The organism is Streptomyces sp. NBC_01433, assembly GCF_026340105.1.
Classification (GTDB): Bacteria; Actinomycetota; Actinomycetes; order Streptomycetales; family Streptomycetaceae; genus Streptomyces.
On record NZ_JAPEPM010000003.1, the window covers coordinates 219805 to 236924 of the forward strand.

At 70.7% G+C, this 17120-nt stretch carries 15 protein-coding genes and 2 pseudogenes; 4 read left to right on the plus strand and 13 right to left on the minus strand.

Translation table 11 applies throughout. The features are described from left to right. Positions 1–27: 27 nt before the first annotated feature. The 5 genes and pseudogenes from OG413_RS37780 to OG413_RS37800 form a co-directional block, all read right to left on the minus strand. Positions 28–451, minus strand: a pseudogene (locus tag OG413_RS37780) (GNAT family N-acetyltransferase); the annotation flags it as partial. A 53-nt stretch (positions 452–504) separates the two neighbouring features. Continuing rightward, positions 505–2538, minus strand: a complete 2034-nt coding sequence (locus OG413_RS37785) for an NB-ARC domain-containing protein (protein WP_266814271.1) — start codon at positions 2536–2538, stop codon at positions 505–507. 199 nt (positions 2539–2737) lie between these two features. Further along, positions 2738–3244, minus strand: a complete 507-nt coding sequence (locus tag OG413_RS37790) for a DinB family protein (RefSeq protein ID WP_266813635.1) — start codon at positions 3242–3244, stop codon at positions 2738–2740. An 82-nt stretch (positions 3245–3326) separates the two neighbouring features. After that, complete coding sequence (locus OG413_RS37795; protein ID WP_266813637.1) at positions 3327–3899, minus strand: DUF4291 domain-containing protein; 573 nt, start codon at positions 3897–3899, stop codon at positions 3327–3329. A gap of 117 nt (positions 3900–4016) precedes the next feature. Beyond that, positions 4017–4445, minus strand: a complete 429-nt coding sequence (locus OG413_RS37800) for a GerW family sporulation protein (RefSeq protein ID WP_266813639.1) — start codon at positions 4443–4445, stop codon at positions 4017–4019. A gap of 160 nt (positions 4446–4605) precedes the next feature. Between OG413_RS37800 and OG413_RS37805 the strand changes: the two genes are divergently transcribed. Together OG413_RS37805 and OG413_RS47010 are read left to right on the plus strand one after the other, a co-directional pair. Continuing rightward, a complete protein-coding gene (locus OG413_RS37805; protein WP_266813641.1) occupies positions 4606–5244 on the plus strand; it encodes a hypothetical protein in 639 nt (212 codons plus the stop codon). Positions 5245–5283: 39 nt separating this feature from the next. After that, positions 5284–5439, plus strand: a pseudogene (locus OG413_RS47010) (TetR-like C-terminal domain-containing protein); the annotation flags it as partial. A 105-nt stretch (positions 5440–5544) separates the two neighbouring features. Here OG413_RS47010 and OG413_RS37810 read toward each other — a convergent pair. Then, a complete protein-coding gene (locus tag OG413_RS37810) occupies positions 5545–6435 on the minus strand; it encodes a sigma-70 family RNA polymerase sigma factor (protein ID WP_266813643.1) in 891 nt (296 codons plus the stop codon). Positions 6436–6542: 107 nt separating this feature from the next. Between OG413_RS37810 and OG413_RS37815 the strand changes: the two genes are divergently transcribed. Further along, on the plus strand, positions 6543–7667 hold the full coding sequence (locus OG413_RS37815; protein ID WP_266813645.1) for an alkene reductase: 1125 nt from the start codon (positions 6543–6545) through the stop codon (positions 7665–7667). An 870-nt stretch (positions 7668–8537) separates the two neighbouring features. On the opposite strand, the gene OG413_RS37820 is transcribed toward OG413_RS37815, so the two are convergent. Then, entirely contained in the window at positions 8538–9428 is an 891-nt protein-coding gene (locus OG413_RS37820; RefSeq protein ID WP_266813647.1) for a hypothetical protein, read from the minus strand. Positions 9429–9590: 162 nt separating this feature from the next. On the opposite strand from OG413_RS37820, the gene OG413_RS37825 reads away from it, so the two are divergent. Continuing rightward, the gene (locus tag OG413_RS37825) at positions 9591–9797 is read left to right on the plus strand and encodes a hypothetical protein (RefSeq protein WP_266813649.1); all 207 of its coding nucleotides are present in this window, start codon (positions 9591–9593) and stop codon (positions 9795–9797) included. A gap of 95 nt (positions 9798–9892) precedes the next feature. On the opposite strand, the gene mmsB is transcribed toward OG413_RS37825, so the two are convergent. The 6 genes from mmsB to OG413_RS37855 form a co-directional block, all read right to left on the minus strand. After that, on the minus strand, positions 9893–11119 hold the full coding sequence (gene mmsB / locus OG413_RS37830) for a multiple monosaccharide ABC transporter permease (protein ID WP_323137997.1): 1227 nt from the start codon (positions 11117–11119) through the stop codon (positions 9893–9895). 9 nt (positions 11120–11128) lie between these two features. Continuing rightward, positions 11129–12667 (minus strand): multiple monosaccharide ABC transporter ATP-binding protein, encoded by a 1539-nt coding sequence (gene mmsA, locus OG413_RS37835; protein WP_266814275.1) that lies wholly within the window; start codon positions 12665–12667, stop codon positions 11129–11131. A gap of 20 nt (positions 12668–12687) precedes the next feature. Then, positions 12688–13794 carry a multiple monosaccharide ABC transporter substrate-binding protein gene (gene chvE, locus OG413_RS37840; RefSeq protein WP_266813651.1) on the minus strand — a complete coding sequence of 369 codons (1107 nt, stop codon included), beginning with the start codon at positions 13792–13794 and terminating at the stop codon, positions 12688–12690. Positions 13795–13797: 3 nt separating this feature from the next. After that, complete coding sequence (locus tag OG413_RS37845; protein ID WP_266813653.1) at positions 13798–14799, minus strand: hypothetical protein; 1002 nt, start codon at positions 14797–14799, stop codon at positions 13798–13800. An 87-nt stretch (positions 14800–14886) separates the two neighbouring features. Continuing rightward, entirely contained in the window at positions 14887–15891 is a 1005-nt protein-coding gene (locus OG413_RS37850; protein ID WP_266813654.1) for a zinc-binding dehydrogenase, read from the minus strand. Then, positions 15888–17042, minus strand: a complete 1155-nt coding sequence (locus tag OG413_RS37855; protein ID WP_266813655.1) for a mandelate racemase/muconate lactonizing enzyme family protein — start codon at positions 17040–17042, stop codon at positions 15888–15890. Before OG413_RS37855 ends, OG413_RS37850 begins: the two co-directional genes overlap by 4 nt. Positions 17043–17120: the final 78 nt, after the last annotated feature.

The following is a 17120-nucleotide window of genomic DNA, read 5'->3' on the forward strand; positions in this document are numbered from 1 at the left end:
CGTGAGGGCACACCGCCGACGTACGGGACGCGTCAGTACGGCGTGTGAGGCCGCGTTGTCCACGGTCGTGGCGGGGCCCGCAGCGTGGTGGATCCGTAGTCGGCGGCGGCCGGTGCACGGACCTGGCGGACGGCCGATGTCGCCAGCCCGCGACCCGCCGCCCGCTCGGCGATCCGGTGGCCGAGCTCAGCGGAGCCGTCCGCGACACCGATCAGGTTGACCCGGCTCAGTACCGTGCCCTCGCCGTCGTCCACGATGCCGTCCTCCGCGATGTGGAAGTGATGCGGCCCGGCGCTCTGTTCGGCGAGCAGATCGTGGTGCCGTACATCGAAGCGGGCGAAGCAGTCGTCGCCCCGGTCCGGGACCGAAGCGGCGAAGTAGCACGGTTCTCCCGCTCGAAGGCGAGCGGGGCCGGGGCACGGTCCAGGCGCAGCCGACTCATGACGATCACGCGGTGACGACAGTGTCCGGCGCGCCGGAGGTGAGTGGCGGAAGGGACAGCCCTCAGGGAGGGGACTGCCGTTCCAGGGCATGGGCCAGGCCACGTTCGGCATCGTCGGCCGAGGCGCGGTGGTAGGCCCGCTCGTAGGCCGTGTCGCCCGCGGCTTCCCGCGCCTGGCGCTCCCACCGCTCGCGGATCGCGCCGAGTTCGGGGGTGCCGCGATGGGGGTGGCCGATCATCCGCCAGTACGTGTGTCCCGTGCCGGACGTACGGGCCGCCTCGACTCCGTCACCCTGGGCGGCGATGGCCCCGGCGAGCAGGTCGAGACCGAGGGCGATACCGAGGCTGTCGTGCAGGGTGTGCTTGCTCGCGAGCATGGCACGCGCGTGAGTCTCGGCATGGCGCGGTCGGCCCTGCAGCAGGTGTATCAGGGCGAGTTGGTGGTCGGCGTAGGCACGGGCCCAGTGTTCGCCGTGGCTCAGGCTGATCTGCTGGAGCCGGGTGGCTTCCTCGTACGCCTCGTCCAGGCGGCCGAGCGCGGAGAGCGCGAAGAGCCTTATCACCCTGCAGCGCATGTGCGAGGGGGCGTCGCGCGAACTGTCCGGCAGATGACGCAGGGCGTGGTCGCTCACCGAGTGGGCGGTCTGCGGACGGCCCATCATCAGATAGGTGAAGCTGATGGAGTGGGCGGCGGAGAGTATGGATTCGGCGTCCTGGTCGCGCCGCGCGGCGCGGTTGCACTCCTCACCGACCCGCCGGGCGGCCTTGTGGTCGCCCTGGAGGGTGAGCGTGATCCCGAGGGCCCAGAGCGCGCGGGTGCGGTGCGGGCCGGGGGAGAGCGGCAGGGCCAGGGCCCGCTCGATATAGACGCGGGCCTGGTGCAGGTAGCCGCAGCAACTCCAGAACAGGCCCGTGCAGCCGGCCATCTCGACGGCCTTCGCGGGGTCCTCGGCCAGCAGGTGGTCGAGGGCGGCGCACAGATCCGCGTGCGTGTCGGCGATCCTGCGGTACCAGGCGACCTGGGACGGGCCGAGCCAGCCCGCGTGGGCCTGCGCCGCGACGGTCGCGAAATGCCGGGCGTGCCGGTCCGCGAGGGACGCGTCCTCCGCCAGTTCCGTGAGCCACATGGCGCCGTACTCGCGCAGCGTGTCGAGCATCCGGTACCCCTCACCGACCCGCTGGAGCACGGACCGGGCGGCGAGTCTCTCCAGCGCCGGAGCGATCGCGTCGGCGGTGAGCGGACCGCCGGAGCACACGGCCGCGGCGTCGGCCGTCCCGATGACGCCGCGGAAGACGGAGAGCCTGGCCCACAGGAGGCGTTCGAGGGGCTCACACAGTTCGTGGCTCCAGCCGATCGCGGTGCGCAGCGCCCGGTGGTGGCGGGGCCACCGGGCCTCGTCGGTGAGGGCGTCGAGCCGGGAGGCGAGCCGGCCGGTGATCTCCTCCGTGCTGCTCTCGCGGAGCCGCGCGCAGGCCAGCTCGATGGCCAGCGGGACCCCTTCGAGGCGGCGGCAGATCTCCTCGATGGCCATGGCGGTGCCCGGGTCGTCGAGCGCCAGACGGGGTGCCGCGGTCGCGGCACGGTCGCGGAACAGACGTACCGCTTCGTCCCCGTCGTCGCCCGCGGGCAGCGGCTGCACGTCGAGGCAGTGCTCGCGTGCGATGCCGAGCGGCTGGCGGCTGGTGGTGAGGACGGTCAGCCCCGGCGCGGCGGCGAGGAGTTCGTCCACGAGGTGGCCGCAGGAAGCGAGCACCCGCTCGCAGCAGTCGAGGACGAGCAGCAGCCGCCGGTCGGCCAGCCACTCGCGCAGCGCGTCCTCGGGGAGGCGCGAGCTGTGGTCCAGCAGCCCGACGCCGTCGCAGACCGTCGTGGTGAGCAGCTGGTCGTCGTGGAGATGGGACAGATCGGCCCACCAAACGCCGTCGGGGAAGCGGTCTTCCGCACGGTCGGCCGCGCGCAGTGCCAGCCGGCTCTTTCCGACCCCGCCACTGCCCGTGAGCGTGACCAGCCGGTGTTCTTCGAGTGCCCGTTCAATGCTGCCCAGTTCGCCGCTGCGGCCGATGAAACTGGTCCTCACGACGGGAAGGTTGCCCATCACGCAGGCCATCCTGCCTCGGCTGAATCCAGGGTCTACGTTCATGACGGATAACAGTCAGAAACGGCCGACAATGAATCCTGAACGGTCAGGAATTGGCGTGATCTGACGCCGCATGAGCAGGTGGGTGCAGGAACGAGCCGGTGCGCCGGACGCCGCCTCGCCGCCTCTCGCTGGACGCCCCCTCGCGGGGCGGCGACTACTCTCCGGTGACTCCGTCGATGGCTTCACGCAGCAGATCGGCGTGCCCGTTGTGGCGGGCGTACTCCTCGATCATGTGGGTGAGGACGTAGCGGAGGCTGAACACCTCGTCGCGCCACCGCACGCTGGTGTCGAGGGAGTTGACGGATTCGGCGATCGCCCGGGACCGCGCGCAGGCCGTCCGCCAGAACATGAACGCCTCATCGGGATCGGCCGTGTCCACATCGAAATCGGCGAACGTGCCGTCGGGCTTCCTCGGCCAGTACGCGGGGACGTCCTCCGTGTTCCAGACGACCTGGAACCAGCTCCGCTCGATCTCGGCCGCATGCCGCACCAGCCCGAGCAGGGACAGTCCGGACGACGGGACCGCCTTCTTCCGCAACTGGTCGGCAGTCAGGCCCGCGCACTTCATCGTGAGCGTCTCCCGCTGGTACTGAAGGAATCCGGTCAACGAGTCGCGCTCGTCGGCCGTCCGTGAAGGCGTTGCCCGCTCATGATCACGCATCGGGGCATCATGCCAGGGGACGGCCGCCGAAGCCCCCGAATTCACGGGTGCGCGGACGGTCGCGCGTACGGGTGCGGGGGCCTCACGCCGAGGCGTCGATGCGAAGGCGCTCGGCGCAGGCCGGGGGAGCCGGGTAGATGCGCTCCGGAGGGAGCAGCCGTTGCGCCTTCGAGGCGTTCCCGCTCTGTACGAGCCCTGCGACCTTGCGGGCCTGCGCGGTGATGTCGGTGAGGTCGACGATCCACTCGTCGGCGAACGTCCGGATCAGCCCCCTGCCCACCCCTACCTGGATGCTGTAGTGGTTGAGTGCCGCTCCGCGCAGTGAACGCTCCGGATCCCACTGGACATGAACCGGCGCTCGGGCGACGCGCGCGGGATCGGCCGTTGTCAGGACAGCCTGCGACAGGGCTTCTTCCCACCCCTCCCGGGTGATCCGTACGGCGAGAACGCGTTCCTGCCCTGATTTCCGCGCCCAGTTGCTGCGATGCATGAGCCACAGGAACGACGGTTTGATCCACGTCATGCGAGTGAACGAGAACGGTGGCACGAAGCGGTTGGCGCGCACAGCGGGAGTCGCGACCGCGGGCGAGTACGCCTGATAGACGACGATCGTACGAGCGTCGTACTGGGCGCGTATCTGACGCTGGGGCAACATGCGACGCACGCTGCCATGCCACGGATGCGTCGGCAAAGGATTTCTCGCGGACGCTGCCCCGGCCGGGGCAGCGGAACCGCATCCGGCCGGTCCGGGGACGTTCCGACGGTGTTGTCTCTAGATCTTCCGGCGCCCGGGCCCGGCGAACGCACGGGCGGCTCGGGGAGCGGCGACCGCGGCCAGGAGCAGAGCCACGGGGATGACCGCGTCGGCCCAGGGGGGACGGATCGGGCGGTAGACCGCGGTGCCCTTGCTGATCTCGATGAACCCGAGGGGCCGGGCCGTCGCGCCGCCGCCCCCGCCGCCGCCCTCGTTCGACTTCCCGTCACCGTCCTCCTGCGTGGCGCCGCCCCCGAAGCCGAATCTGGCCGAGGCCACAGGGATGACGGTCACGTCCTCGCGGACGACCGGCTCTCCGAAGACGGCCGACACAGCGGCCCTGCCGCCGAGGCGGGCGGCCACCCGCTCCAGCAGCCGGGTCGCCGCCTCCGTGCTCGCGCCCGCTGCCTTGACGGCGTCCTGCGGCGTCCTGGGTGGCGTGGTCATGGCGATGCCTCCGAAGCTGGTGAGCTGACGAGTGGGCGTACTGAGTATGTCCCTGGAGGCGGGCCGGGGTCTGCCGCAGGAGGAGATCGGGGCGTGTGACCGATGGGGTGCCGTCGGTGCGGCGGCACCGGGCTACGGGACAGCCTTTAGGGTTGTCGGCATGCGAGGCGTGCGTGTGGTGTTGATCGGGGGAACCTCGAATGTCGGCAAGTCGACCGTCGGCCGGGCGGTGGCGGCGCGGCTCGGATTCGCGTACCTGTCGACGGACGGGCTGGCACGCCACCCGGGGCGGCCCTGGCGGACGCCGGATCACGACGTACCGGAACATGTGGCCGAGCATTACCGGTCGTTGACGGCCGATGAGCTGCTCACGTCCGTTCTCGACCACTACGAACGGCTGTGGCCCCGCGTCGAGGAACTGATCACGGCCCATGCGGCAGGGAGCGGTGACAGGCCGGGCCTGGTCCTGGAGGGGTCGGCTCTCTGGCCCTCCCGGGTCGCGACGACATCGGCATCGAACACCGCTGCCGTATGGCTCACGTCGGACGCGGGCATCGTGCGCGCCCGGGTGCGTGATGCGGGCCGTTACGAGACGGCGACTGCGGAGGAACGGCACCTCATGGACAAGTTCCTGGCCCGCACCGAGCGTTATCAGACGCTCATGCTGGACGCCGTCGACCGGCTGGGACTCGATCGTATCGACGCGGGAGGCGGCCGGTCCGTCGAGGCGCTGGTCGACACGGTGCTCGCGGCCGTCGACGCGCAGGACACGGTCGGGCGGTCGTCCCGCGGCCGGTGAACAGCCCCGCGTCGAGGAGCTCTTGGCGTACGCGAGTGGACGTGGCGACCGAGGATCCTGCCGGCCGGGGTGATGATCGAGCGTGGCGTCGCCCGGGGTGAACTCCGGGCCGGGACGAACCCGCGCCCGGCCCTCGAAGCCCTGCTCGCCCCCCTGCACAGCCGAGCGCCGCTGACCCGCGAGCCCTTGGACGACGATCTGCCGCGTACGTCGTCGGCCGATCCGGTCCTGGACGGGCTGGGCGCGCGGGACAGCGGGCCGGCCGCCACGGTCCGACCCGCACCCCAGGGGTGCCGCCCGTCAGGGGCGCGCGTCGAGAACGGCCAGTTCGAGCCGCTGAAGGCGGTCGGGATCGGCGATCACCTCGTACGCCGCGATCCTGCCGTCCTCGATCGTGAGGGTGAGAGCGAGAAGCAGTCGCCCGCGCGGGGCCACGACGATCCCCACCGCTCCGCTCACCAGTGCCGGTGCCGCGAACAGCGAGTTCCGGGCGAGCAGCACGGTCTCCTCCGCCACGGCCCGCGCGCCGCGCACCACGGCCGCCGCGCCCGGCGGCAGGGCGGCGGGATCGGCCCGGCGTACGACGTCGGGGGCCAGTACCGCGAGCAGGGCGCCCAGGTCGCCGCCGCGTGCGGCGGCGAGGAAGGCATCGACCACGTCGCGGTGCGCGGCCAGCTCGGCACCGGTGACGGCAGGGGTGCCATGGACCTTGTGACGCGCGCGGCTGGCGAGCTTCTTCGTGGCGACCGGTGTGCGTTCCACGATGGGAGCGATCACGTCGAACGGTACGGCGAACGTGTCATGGAGCACGAAGGCGATCCGCTCGGCGGGCCCCAGCCTGTCCAGGACCACGAGCAGGGCGCGGCCGACCGAATCCACCAGCAGAGCCTCCTGCTCGGGGTCACCTCCCTCGTCGCCGTCGGCGAACCGGTCGGGAAGGTGCTCCCCGGCCGGCTCCTCGCGACGTGAGGTGCGGGAACGCAGCATGTCGAGGCACACACGGGACACGACGGTCGTCAGCCACGCGGCCAGATTCCCGATGCTGTCGGGGTCGACGCGGCTCAACCGCAGCCAGGCTTCCTGGACGGCGTCCTCGGCCTCGGACGGCGACCCGAGCAGCCGGTAGGAAACCGCCCGCAGCCGCCCGCGATGCGCCTCGAACCGTTCTGCCAGCCGGTCCTGCTCGTCCATCGGTCACCTTTCGCCGTCGCGCCCCGTCGACCCTACGAGGCGCACGATCGCGCCGAAGCGGCAGGGCATCTGGCACCTGCCGACCGTATGACGAGGAGAGCCGCACCATGAGCACAACCCCTGTCACCGCGCTCGGACAGCCGCTGCTGCGCCGGGTGGATCTCGGAGGCCTGTCGCTGCCCAACCGGGTGGTGATGGCCCCGGCCACGCGGGCTCGCGCGGCCAACGACGGACTGGTGCCCACCGAGATGCACGCCGCCTACTACGGTCAGCGGGCAGCCGCGGGGCTGATCATCACCGAGGGGGCCTGGGTCGGCGAGCGGGCGATCGGCTTCCCGGGCGTACCCGGCATCTACAGCCAGGAGCAGATCACCGGGTGGCGGCGGGTCACCGACGTCGTCCACGCCCTCGGAGGCCGCATCGTGATGCAGCTGTGGCACACCGGCGCCGCCTCGCACCCCGACCATCTGCGCGGAGCCCTGCCCGCCGGTCCGTCGGCAATCGATCCGCACGAGAGGTCGTACACGCCGAACGGGTTCAAGGACACCGTCACCCCACGTGCGATGACCGCCGCGGACATCAGGAGCACGATCGCGGACTACCGCGACGCCGCCGGGAACGCCCGGCGCGCCGGGTTCGACGGCGTCGAGGTCCACGCCCTCGGCGCCCATCTCATCCCGCAGTTCCTCAACCCGCGCCTCAACCGCCGCTCCGACGCGTACGGCGCGGGGCGCGCCGGCCGACGGCGGCTGCTGCTCGACATCATCGACGCCGTCGCCGAACCGTGGCGCGGAGAGTGCGTCGGCGTCCGGCTCTCGCCGTACTGGACGGGCGGCCGGTTCACCGCCGATGACCGTACGCTGGCCGACTACGACGAACTCGTGACGGAGCTGAACGACCGTCCCGTCGCGTATCTGCACCTCCGGGGGCGGGAACTCGCCGCCCCGGGCGCCACCCCCGACTTCGACGCCTTCGCGCGCTACCGGCGACGATTCGCCGGCCCGCTGATCGCGAACCTCGGCTTCGACCGCGACTCCGGGAACGCCCTCATCGAGGCGGGAACCGCCGACGCCGTGTCCTTCGCGGCCCACTTCATCGCCAACCCCGACCTCGTCGCCCGATTCGCCCTGGGCCGCGATCTGGCGACCGGCGACCCGGCCACGTACTACATCGGCGGGGCCGGCGGCTATGTCGACTACCCGGCCAGCGACTGGCAGGACGACGGGCGGTAGCGGCGGGCGCGGAACGCCCTCACGAGGACGGCTGAAGGCGCTGGATTCGGTCCAGTCTCCCGGCGAGCAGATCGCCGTGGGTGAGGGAGAAATCGCCGTTGGGCAGCGAACCGTCGAAGGGGCCCCCATCACCGAGTCGGGCAGGAACTGGCGCAGCCGGTGGCGCATGCGGGGGTCGTGGTCGACGAACTCGCCCCACCCCTCGGGGGCTTCGTCGGTGCCGAAGAGCACCCAGTGGTCCACCGCGACCTCGGTGGTGAACTCGGGCGGCTCCCCCGTATGGCAGTCCAGCGCCGGAAGGGTCAGCCGGTCCGGGTCGTGCGGTGAGTACCACATGATCAGCGGCTTGGCCCGGGCCGCCCCGGCGATGTCGAAGCAGCACACGACGATGGCGTGCCCCGGGTAGCGGTCCGCGTAGCGCAGCAGACGGGGGTTCAGTTCGGGGCGCTTGTGGGACGGGACCCGTGCGAGTGCGGCGGGCAGCGCAGTGGCGTCGGACGCCAGCAGCACCGTGTAGATGTCGTGGTCGAAGACCTCGACTCCATCACCGGCGCCCCAGCTCATCCACGCGATGTCGGACGCCATGCCCGCGGCGACCGGCCGGACGGCGTCGACCATCCGGCCGAGAACGTCCGAACTGCGCCCCGCCGCGAGAAAGTTTTCCCGGCCCATCCGGTACGCGGGGAGATGGAGGAGCATGGCGTTGGGGCCGTCGGCCAGATTCACCGCGGTGTTCTGGTAGCCGAGCACATGGACCAGCCCGTGGAGAGGGTGACGCAGCCGCCCGGCGTACAGAGTGGATCCGGAGAATTCGGCCTGGTCCACGGAGATGCACATGGGCCCAGCCCAAGGCCCGTCCCTACGCGCCGGTCAGGTGTCGAATCTCGCCGAGACGGCCTGCTCCAGCGTGAGACCGCTCGCATCCTCGTCCGGTTCGAGGAACCCGTGGATCACGGCGAGGGCGACCGTGCCCATGAGGGAGCGGCGCCTCTCGTGGTCGACGACCCCGGAGCCGGGGTCACCGATGGCACGCAGTGTCATTCCGTCGGTGGTCGCGGACAGCGCGTCGGCCAGGTCGTCGAGTGTGAGACCCGGACGCAGCCGCAGGCCGCGCTCCCGCATCACCGCGCTGTACAGCTCCTTCCAGGAACCGAGATAGTCCTCGTACATGGCGGAGACGGCCCGCATGATCTCCTCGTCCCCCTCGGCGGCGGTCATGAGGGCCAGCCCGAGGCGGACGGAGGGCATGGCGGCGCCCTCGGCGGTGTGCTGGTACGCCGTCTCGTGCACCGCGCGGACGAAGTCCGGCCCGCTCACCAGCTTCTCGGTGTTCGCGGCGCGCTGTTCCCGGTATTCCGGCCGGTAGTTCTCCCGCCACACCGCGAAGCTGATCAGATCGGCGACGAACTCCGACTGGGCGCTCCAGCGGTCCCGCAGCATCGCGACGGTGCCCTGCCGGGGGAACGGCCGGGGGTTGTTGGCGACCTCGGCGGCGATCGCGCGCTGGGAGAGGAAGCTGAGGAAGGGCCGCTCGCCGTGGGCGCGGCCAGGGGAGCCGGGGCCGAGGTGCCGCCCGAGCAGCCGCATCCCGGCCGCCAGGTACGCGGCCGTGACCGGGTCGTTCGCCAGCCGGGACCGGAAGGTGCGGGTGCGTCGGTTGAGATGGCGCAGCACCCCGGACAGGTCCCGGTCGTAAGGGAAGGGAAGATCGCGCTTCGGCCCTTTACTCCAAGGGGCGCGCGGCTCATTCACGTTTGCCATGGCCGCATACTTCCCCGGCACGCGCTCGGCGGAAAGGGGCGCAGCCGCGCGGAGATACCCCCGCGCGGACCGGTACCGCGCGACTGCGGGGCGGCGCGTCGTCGGGCGATCGCGCTAGACCGGGACTCCCGACCGATGAAGGTGTGATCGAAGATGCTCTTCATGGAGTTGAGCCATGCGGCGTGGGTGCCGGCGGTCGTCGTCATCAGCGGCGCGCTGGTCCGGCTGATCCTCGGCGTACTGGCCATCCACGCGACCCGCCGGGCGCTGCGCCCATCGGGCGGCTCGAAGGCGGACGACCGCCTCCGCGCCCACCGCCTCGCCGTGCTGCGCGCCCTGCTCGACGGCTTGAGACCTCCTCGTGGGTGACCGCCGGGGCCGGGAACAGCCGTGGCACCTCCACGCGCACGGTCTCTCCGCTCCGGAGGCGGCCGCGGTGCCTCGCGGCCTCGCGGGAGAAGCGGTCACTTACCGGCCCTGCGCTTGTTCCAGACGTCGAACCCGACCGCCGCCAGCAGCACCAGCCCCTTGATGACCTGCTGGTAGTCGGTGCCGATGCCGACCAGCGACATGCCGTTGTTGAGCACGCCGAGCACCAGGCCGCCGATCACCGCACCCATCACCGTGCCGACGCCGCCGCTCATGGACGCGCCGCCGATGAACGCCGCCGCGATGGCCTCCAGTTCGAAGTTGAGGCCCGCCTGCGGGGTGCCCGCGTTGAGGCGTGCCGCGTACACACAGCCCGCGAGTGCCGCCAGCACCCCCATGTTGACGAAGACCAGGAACGTGACGCGCTTGTCCTTGACGCCCGAGAGCACGGCCGCCGCCTTGTTGCCGCCCAGCGCGTAGACATGACGGCCGATCACCGCGTTGCGCATCACATGGCCGAGGCCGATGAGCAGCGCGCACATGATCAGCATCACCACCGGCACCCCGTGGAAGCTCGCCAGGGTCAGCGTGAAGGCGACAACGGCCGCGACGATCGCCACGCACTTGAGCGCCCACAGCCCGGCCGGCAGCACCTCAAGTGCGAAGGCGAGCTGTCGGCGCCGGTCGCGCCACTCCTGGACGAGCAGGAGGGCGAGGACGGCGAGGCCGATCAGCAGGGTCGGGTTGTGGTACTGCGTGTAGGGGCCCATCTCGGGGATGAAGCCCTTGGCGATGTTCTGGAAGCCCTCGGGGAACGGGGCGAGGGACTGGCCCTCCAGCACGATCTGGGTCAGACCGCGGAAGAGCAGCATGCCGGCCAGCGTCACGATGAAGGACGGGATACCGACGTACGCGATGAAGAAGCCCTGCCACGCACCGGCGACCGCGCCGATCAGCAGCGCCAGCACCAGGGCGAGCACCCATGGCATGTCGTGCTTCACCATCATCACGGCCGACATGGCACCGACGAAGGCGACGAGCGAGCCGACGGACAGATCGATGTGGCCCGCGATGATGACGATCATCATGCCGATGGCCAGGATGAGGATGTAGCCGTTCTGCTGGATCAGATTGGACACGTTGTTCGGCAGCAGCAGGGTGCCGTCGGTCCATATCTGGAACAGCGCGACGATGAGGACCAGGGCGACGAGCATGCCGTACTGGCGCATGTGGGAGCGCATGCTCCGGACGATCAGCGCACCGGCCGAGGCCGCGGCGGGTGGCACGGCCGATGTGCCCTGCGGGGGAGTGACGGTGGTCATGACGGGACCTCAGCTTCTGTTCAGGGTCATCTGGCGCATCAGGACTTCCTGCGTGGCCTCGTCGCGGGCGACCTCACCGGTCACTCGGCCCTCGGCCATCGTGTAGATCCGGTCGCACATCCCCAGCAGCTCCGGCAGCTCGGAGGAGATGAACAGGACCGCCTTCCCCTGCGCCGCGAGCCGGTCGATGACGGTGTAGATCTCGTACTTGGCGCCGACGTCGATCCCGCGCGTCGGCTCGTCGAGGATCAGCACCTCGGGGTCGGCGTGGATCCACTTGCTGAGGACGACTTTCTGCTGATTGCCGCCGGACAACCGCCCCACCTGCTCGAAGACCGTCGGCGCCTTGATGTTCATGGTGGTGCGGTAGCGCTCGGCGACCCGGCGCTCATGGTGCTCGTCGACGACACCGCGACGCCGCATGCCGGGCAGTGAGGCCAGGGATACATTGCGGGTGATGGTGTCGATGAGGTTGAGGCCGTACCGCTTGCGGTCCTCGGTGACGTACGCGATACCGGCGTCGATCGCCGCGGAGACCGTCCTGGTGGCCACCTCGTGCCCGCCCACCTCCACCGTCCCGGCGACGTACTGTCCGTAACTGCGCCCGAAGACGGACATCGCCAGCTCGGTGCGGCCCGCGCCCATCAGGCCCGCGACCCCGACGATCTCGCCGCGCCGCACGGTCAGCGACACATCGTCGACCATGGTGCGCTGCTGGTCGACCGGGTGCCGTACCGTCCAGCCCCGCACCTGGAACGCGAGTGCCCCGGCGTCGTCGCCCTCGTACGGGGTGCGGTCGGGGAAACGGTGGTCGAGATCGCGGCCGACCATGCCCCGGATGATCCGGTCCTCGGACAACCCCGGTTTCGATTGCGGAGTTTCACGGACCGTCAGGGACTCGATGGTCCGTCCGTCGCGCAGGATGGTCACCGAGTCGGTGATCTGCCTGATCTCGTTCAGCTTGTGGGAGATGATGATGCAGGCGATGCCCTCCGCGCGCAGCTCCAGGATCAGATCGAGCAGCTTCGCGCTGTCCTCGTCATTCAGGGCGGCCGTAGGCTCGTCGAGAATGAGAAGCTTCACCTCCTTCGACAGCGCCTTGGCGATCTCCACCAGTTGCTGTCTGCCCACGCCGAGATCGGTGACCGGGGTCTGCGAGTTCTCGCGCAGCCCCACCCGCCTCAGCAGCTCGCTCGCCCTGCGCAGCGTCTCGTTCCAGTCGATGACGCCACGCGCGGAGGTCTGTTCATTGCCGAGGAAGATGTTCTCCGCGATGGACAAGTGGGGTATCAGGGCCAGCTCCTGATGGATGATCACGATGCCCTGCCGCTCGCTGGCCCGGATGTCCCTGAAGGCCACCGGCTCGCCCTCGAAGAGGATCTCGCCCCGGTAACTGCCGTGCGGATGGACGCCGCTGAGGACCTTCATGAGTGTCGACTTGCCCGCGCCGTTCTCGCCGCAGATCGCGTGGATCTCCCCGTGGCGCACGGTGAGGGAGACCTCGCTGAGTGCGGTGACGCCGGGGAAGGTCTTGGTGATGCCGCGCATCTCAAGGACCGGGCGGCCCGTCACGTGAGCTGCCCCGCCGTGAAGTACCCCTCGTTCACCAGGAGCTGGGTGTTGGACTTGTCGATACTGACCGGGTCCAGCAGATACGACGGCACGGTCTTCTTGCCGTTGTTGTAGTCCTTGGTGTTGTTGACCTCGGGCTTCTTGCCGGTGAGGACGGCGTCGCCCATCTGGACCGCCTGCGCGGCGAGCTTGCGGGTGTCCTTGAAGACGGTCTGTGTCTGCTCGCCCCGGATGATCGACTTCACCGAAGCCAGTTCCGCGTCCTGGCCGGTGACGACCGGCAGTGGCTGGTCCCCGCTGCCGTAACCGGCGCTCTTCAGCGCCGAGATGATGCCGATCGAGATCCCGTCGTACGGGGAGAGGACCGCGTCCACGCGCGCGTCGCCGTAGTTCTTGCTGATCAGGTCGTCCATGCGCTTCTGCGCCGTACCGCCGTCCCAGCGCAGCGTGGTGGCCTGGTTCAGACCGGTCTGCTTGCTGCGTACGACGAGACGGCCCGCCGAGATGTACGGCTTCAGCACCTTCATGGCGCCGTTCCAGAAGTACTTGGTGTTGTTGTCGTCCGGTGAGCCCGCGAAGAGCTCGATGTTGAAGGTGTCCTTGTTCCGCTTCAGCCCGAGCCGGCCGACGATGTACGTCGCCTCCAGCTCGCCGACCCGCTCGTTGTCGAAGGACGCGTAGTAGTCGACGTTCTCCGTGCCCATGATGAGGCGGTCGTACGAGATCACGGGGATGCCCGCGTCGTGCGCGCGCTCCAGCACATCGGTGAGCGCCGAGCCGTCGATCGCGGCGACCACCAGCAGCCGGTGGCCCTTGGCGATCATGTTCTCCAGCTGGGCGACCTGGTTCTCCACCTTGTCGTCGCCGTACTGGAGGTCGGGCCGGTAGCCCGCGCGCCGGAACTGCTCGGCCATGTTCTTCCCGTCGGCTATCCAGCGCTCCGACGACTTGGTGGGCATCGCCAGACCGATGGTGCCGGTCGTGCCGTCGTCGGCCCGGTAGCGGCTGCCGCCCCTGGCCTCCTGGCCGCAGGCGGTGAGCGAGAGCGTGAGCACCGCGGCCAGTGCTGCCGCGGTGGCGATACGAGGAGTACGCGTGCGCATGGGTCAGTCCCCTTCCTGGACGGAAAAGCGCCGGAGCGGGCCCGGCAGCCGGGAGCCGAGCGGCGACATCCCGCCGTCCGCCCCGTGCCGGGCCAGCAGGTCGAGAGCGAGGCGACCGCGCCGCACCCGCTCACGTGCGGTGGCGAGCGTGAGGTCACGCAGCTGTGCACCGTAGGGATAGATGGCCGGAGATCTGCTCAGGCCGAACTTCAGATAGAGCGGCGCGCCCCGCCGGATCAGCTCGGCCACCTCATACATCCGGACATAGCCGCCGAGGTCGTCGGGGGCCTCGACATAGAGGTCCATCGGGGCGCGGCTGACCCGGCGGATCTCGGTGAGGTGGTCCAGGGTCAGGTCGGAGGGCACGTTGAGGGAGTCCGCGCCGAGCCGCTCGTACACGGAGTACGCGGCCGGGTTGACCGGACCGGTGAGCGCGGACAGTTTGAAGGTGGTGCCGTCCGGCAGCAGTCCCGCGGCGCGCAGCCGGTGCAGCGTCCACAGCACGCCCTCGTCGGCGACGAGCAGGCAGCGCACCCCGAGGCCGGTGGCACGCAGGGCGTCCTCGACGCAGCCGGCGAGCGCGTCATGGCCGCGGGCGCGGAGCCCGCCACCGCCCGAGTCGGTGCGGGTGGCCGCGCCGATGTCCCAGGTGCCGCGTGGACCGGTGAACAGGCAGAGCTCGATGCCGCGTTCGGCGCAGGACTCCGCCATCCCGGAGATCTCGTCGTCGGTCAGCATCCAGATACCGCTGCCCTGACTGACGCGGTGGACGGGCACATCCAGGCGGAGGCTCTCCGCGAGTACGACGGCCAGCGCCTCGGGCCCCTCCACCGAGGGGATCTCGGTGCGCCAGGTGCCGCCGTCCGGGAAGGAGTGCGGTGAGGCGTCGGCCGGATCGACGCCGGGGGAGGGATGGCCGATGCGGGCCAGGGCAGCGACGCCGGGGCGGCGAGGTACGTGGGAGGCGTTCACAGGACTCCTTTGTCCGGTATCTCGGGGCGTCATTCGGATGGGGGGTCGTGCGGGGGCGCGAGGGCGGCGGAACAAGCCACGCCGGAGCGGTGACCCGGCTCGCTCCCGGTGGTGCCCGGACTACGGCCGGAGAAGCACCTTCCCGGTCTCCGGGTCCCCGCCGCCGACCAGCGCGATGGCCTCGCCGAACCGCTCCAGCGGGAACTCGTGGGTGATCAGCGGCGCCGGGTCGAGCAGCCCCAGGCCGAAGGCCCGTACTGCCTCGGACCAGGCGGACGACGGCGCACCGAAGATGCTCCGCACCTCCAGCTGGCTCAGCGAGAGATGCACCGGATCGATGCCCGTCGCGCCGGGCGTGAACATCCCGGTCAGTACGACCCGTCCGCCCCGGCGCGCCAGCAGGCAGGAGGACGCCGCCGTGGCCGGTGCGCCCGCGGTCTCCACGACCAGGTCGAAGCGGCCGTGCTCCGCTTCCTCGGGCACGCATGCCTCGCTCGCCCCGAACCGCAGGGCCAGTTCGCCGCGCGGGACCCGCGGGTCGATCACGGTCAGTGCGGCGGGGGAGGAGGCGGACAGCAGCTGTACCGCGAGCAGCCCGAGAGTGCCCGCGCCGACCACCGCGACCCGCTCGCCGGGGCGCGGCCGCCCGGCCCGTACCGCGGCCGCGATCACGGCGGCGGGCTCCAGCAGGGCCGCGGCCCGCAGGTCCGCGTCGTCGCGCAACGGGTGCAACAACCGCGCCGGCAGCGTCAGATGGTCCGCGAACGCGCCCGGCTCGGTGAACCCGGTCTCCGCGTACCCGCCGGAGCACAGGCTGGTCTCGCCGCACCGGCAGCGCTCGCACGTCCCGCAGGACCTGAACCCCTCGGCGACGGTCGCGCGGCCGACGAGCGCCGGGTCCACGCCCGCGCCGACCGCCTCCACGGTGCCGGACCACTCATGGCCCAACGTGACCGGATAGCGGACATGGCCGGTGTCGCGGTGCCCGTCGTACGCCTCGCGGTCGCTCATGCAGATCCCGGCGGCGGCGACCCGCACCAGTACGTCTCCCGGCCCCGGCTTTGGCACCTCGCGGCGCACCAGGCGGTACTCGCCCGGCCGCCCGACGACCAGTGCGCGGCTCACTTCGGCGCCCTCCGCTCCCAGCCCTCGGCCCACAGGTCGAACCGGGCCCTCTGCTGGGGGAATTCGGCCGCGGCGTCCACATCCAGCTCGACCCCGAGGCCCGGTGCGTGCGACACCTCGAAGCAGCCGGTGTCGGGATCGACCCGGGGCGCGCCCCTGACCACCTGCTTGATGTCCGCGTCCGCGAAGTCGTTGAAGTGCTCAAGGATCTTGAAGTTCGGTGTGCAGGCGGCAAGTTGGAGCGAGGCGGCGGTCAGGACGGAGCCGCCCACATTGTGCGGGGCGACGAGCGTGTAGTGCGTCTCGGCGGTCGCGGCGAGCTTCCGGGTCTCCAGGATCCCCCCGATGTGGCCGACGTCCGGCTGGATGATGTCGGCGGCCTGGGAGGCGAACAGCTCGCGGAACTCGATCCGGTCATGGATCCGCTCGCCGGTGGCGATGGGAAGATCCACCTTGTCCGCCACCTTCTTGAGCGCGTCGAGGTTCTCCGGCGGCACCGGTTCCTCCAGCCAGGCCGGACGGAACGGGGCCAGGTCCTTCGCCAGCCGCACCGCCGTGGAGGGGCTGAAGCGCCCGTGCATCTCCAGCATCAGTTCGGCGTCCGGGCCGATCGCGTCCCGTACCGCCTCGATGAGCGACACCGCGTACGTGGTGCCCGCCCGGTCGAGCTCGTAGTGCCCGGTTCCGAAGGGATCGATCTTCAGGGCCCGGTAGCCGCGGTCCATGACGGTCCGGGCGGCCCGGTGGTACGCCTCGGGAGTGCGCTCGGTGGTGTACCAGCCGTTCGCGTACGCCTTGACCCGGTCGGTGACCCTGCCGCCCAGCAGCTGCCAGACCGGGACGCCCAGGGCCTTGCCCTTGATGTCCCAGCAGGCCATCTCCACCACGGCGATGCCCGACATGACGATCTCGCCGGCCCGCCCGTAGTCGCCGTACTTCATCCGCCGTACGAGATCCTCGACCGCGAACGGGTCGGAACCGGTGATGTGGTTGGCCGCCGCCTCGCGGAGGTAGCCGACGAGGGCGTCGGTGCGGCCGAGCATCCGGGTCTCACCGACACCGGTGAGACCCTCGTCGGTCCGGACGACGGCATAGGTGAGATTGCGCCAGGGCGTTCCGACGACGTGAGTGCTGATTCCCGTGATGCGCACGGCAGTTGCCCCCAGCTCTGTTCGATATTTCGTCACTCGTTCGAAATGTTGGCGTGACCGTATTCAGCGACCCTCGGT

Coding starts and splice junctions, on each gene's coding strand:
- OG413_RS37785 (WP_266814271.1), bottom strand. CDS start 2,538: ATGGGCAACCTTCCCGTCGTGAGGACCAGTTTCATCGGCCGCAGCGGC.
- OG413_RS37790 (WP_266813635.1), bottom strand. CDS start 3,244: ATGCGTGATCATGAGCGGGCAACGCCTTCACGGACGGCCGACGAGCGC.
- OG413_RS37795 (WP_266813637.1), bottom strand. CDS start 3,899: ATGTTGCCCCAGCGTCAGATACGCGCCCAGTACGACGCTCGTACGATC.
- OG413_RS37800 (WP_266813639.1), bottom strand. CDS start 4,445: ATGACCACGCCACCCAGGACGCCGCAGGACGCCGTCAAGGCAGCGGGC.
- OG413_RS37805 (WP_266813641.1), top strand. CDS start 4,606: ATGCGAGGCGTGCGTGTGGTGTTGATCGGGGGAACCTCGAATGTCGGC.
- OG413_RS37810 (WP_266813643.1), bottom strand. CDS start 6,435: ATGGACGAGCAGGACCGGCTGGCAGAACGGTTCGAGGCGCATCGCGGG.
- OG413_RS37815 (WP_266813645.1), top strand. CDS start 6,543: ATGAGCACAACCCCTGTCACCGCGCTCGGACAGCCGCTGCTGCGCCGG.
- OG413_RS37820 (WP_266813647.1), bottom strand. CDS start 9,428: ATGGCAAACGTGAATGAGCCGCGCGCCCCTTGGAGTAAAGGGCCGAAG.
- OG413_RS37825 (WP_266813649.1), top strand. CDS start 9,591: ATGGAGTTGAGCCATGCGGCGTGGGTGCCGGCGGTCGTCGTCATCAGC.
- mmsB (WP_323137997.1), bottom strand. CDS start 11,119: ATGACCACCGTCACTCCCCCGCAGGGCACATCGGCCGTGCCACCCGCC.
- mmsA (WP_266814275.1), bottom strand. CDS start 12,667: ATGCGCGGCATCACCAAGACCTTCCCCGGCGTCACCGCACTCAGCGAG.
- chvE (WP_266813651.1), bottom strand. CDS start 13,794: ATGCGCACGCGTACTCCTCGTATCGCCACCGCGGCAGCACTGGCCGCG.
- OG413_RS37845 (WP_266813653.1), bottom strand. CDS start 14,799: ATGACGCCCCGAGATACCGGACAAAGGAGTCCTGTGAACGCCTCCCAC.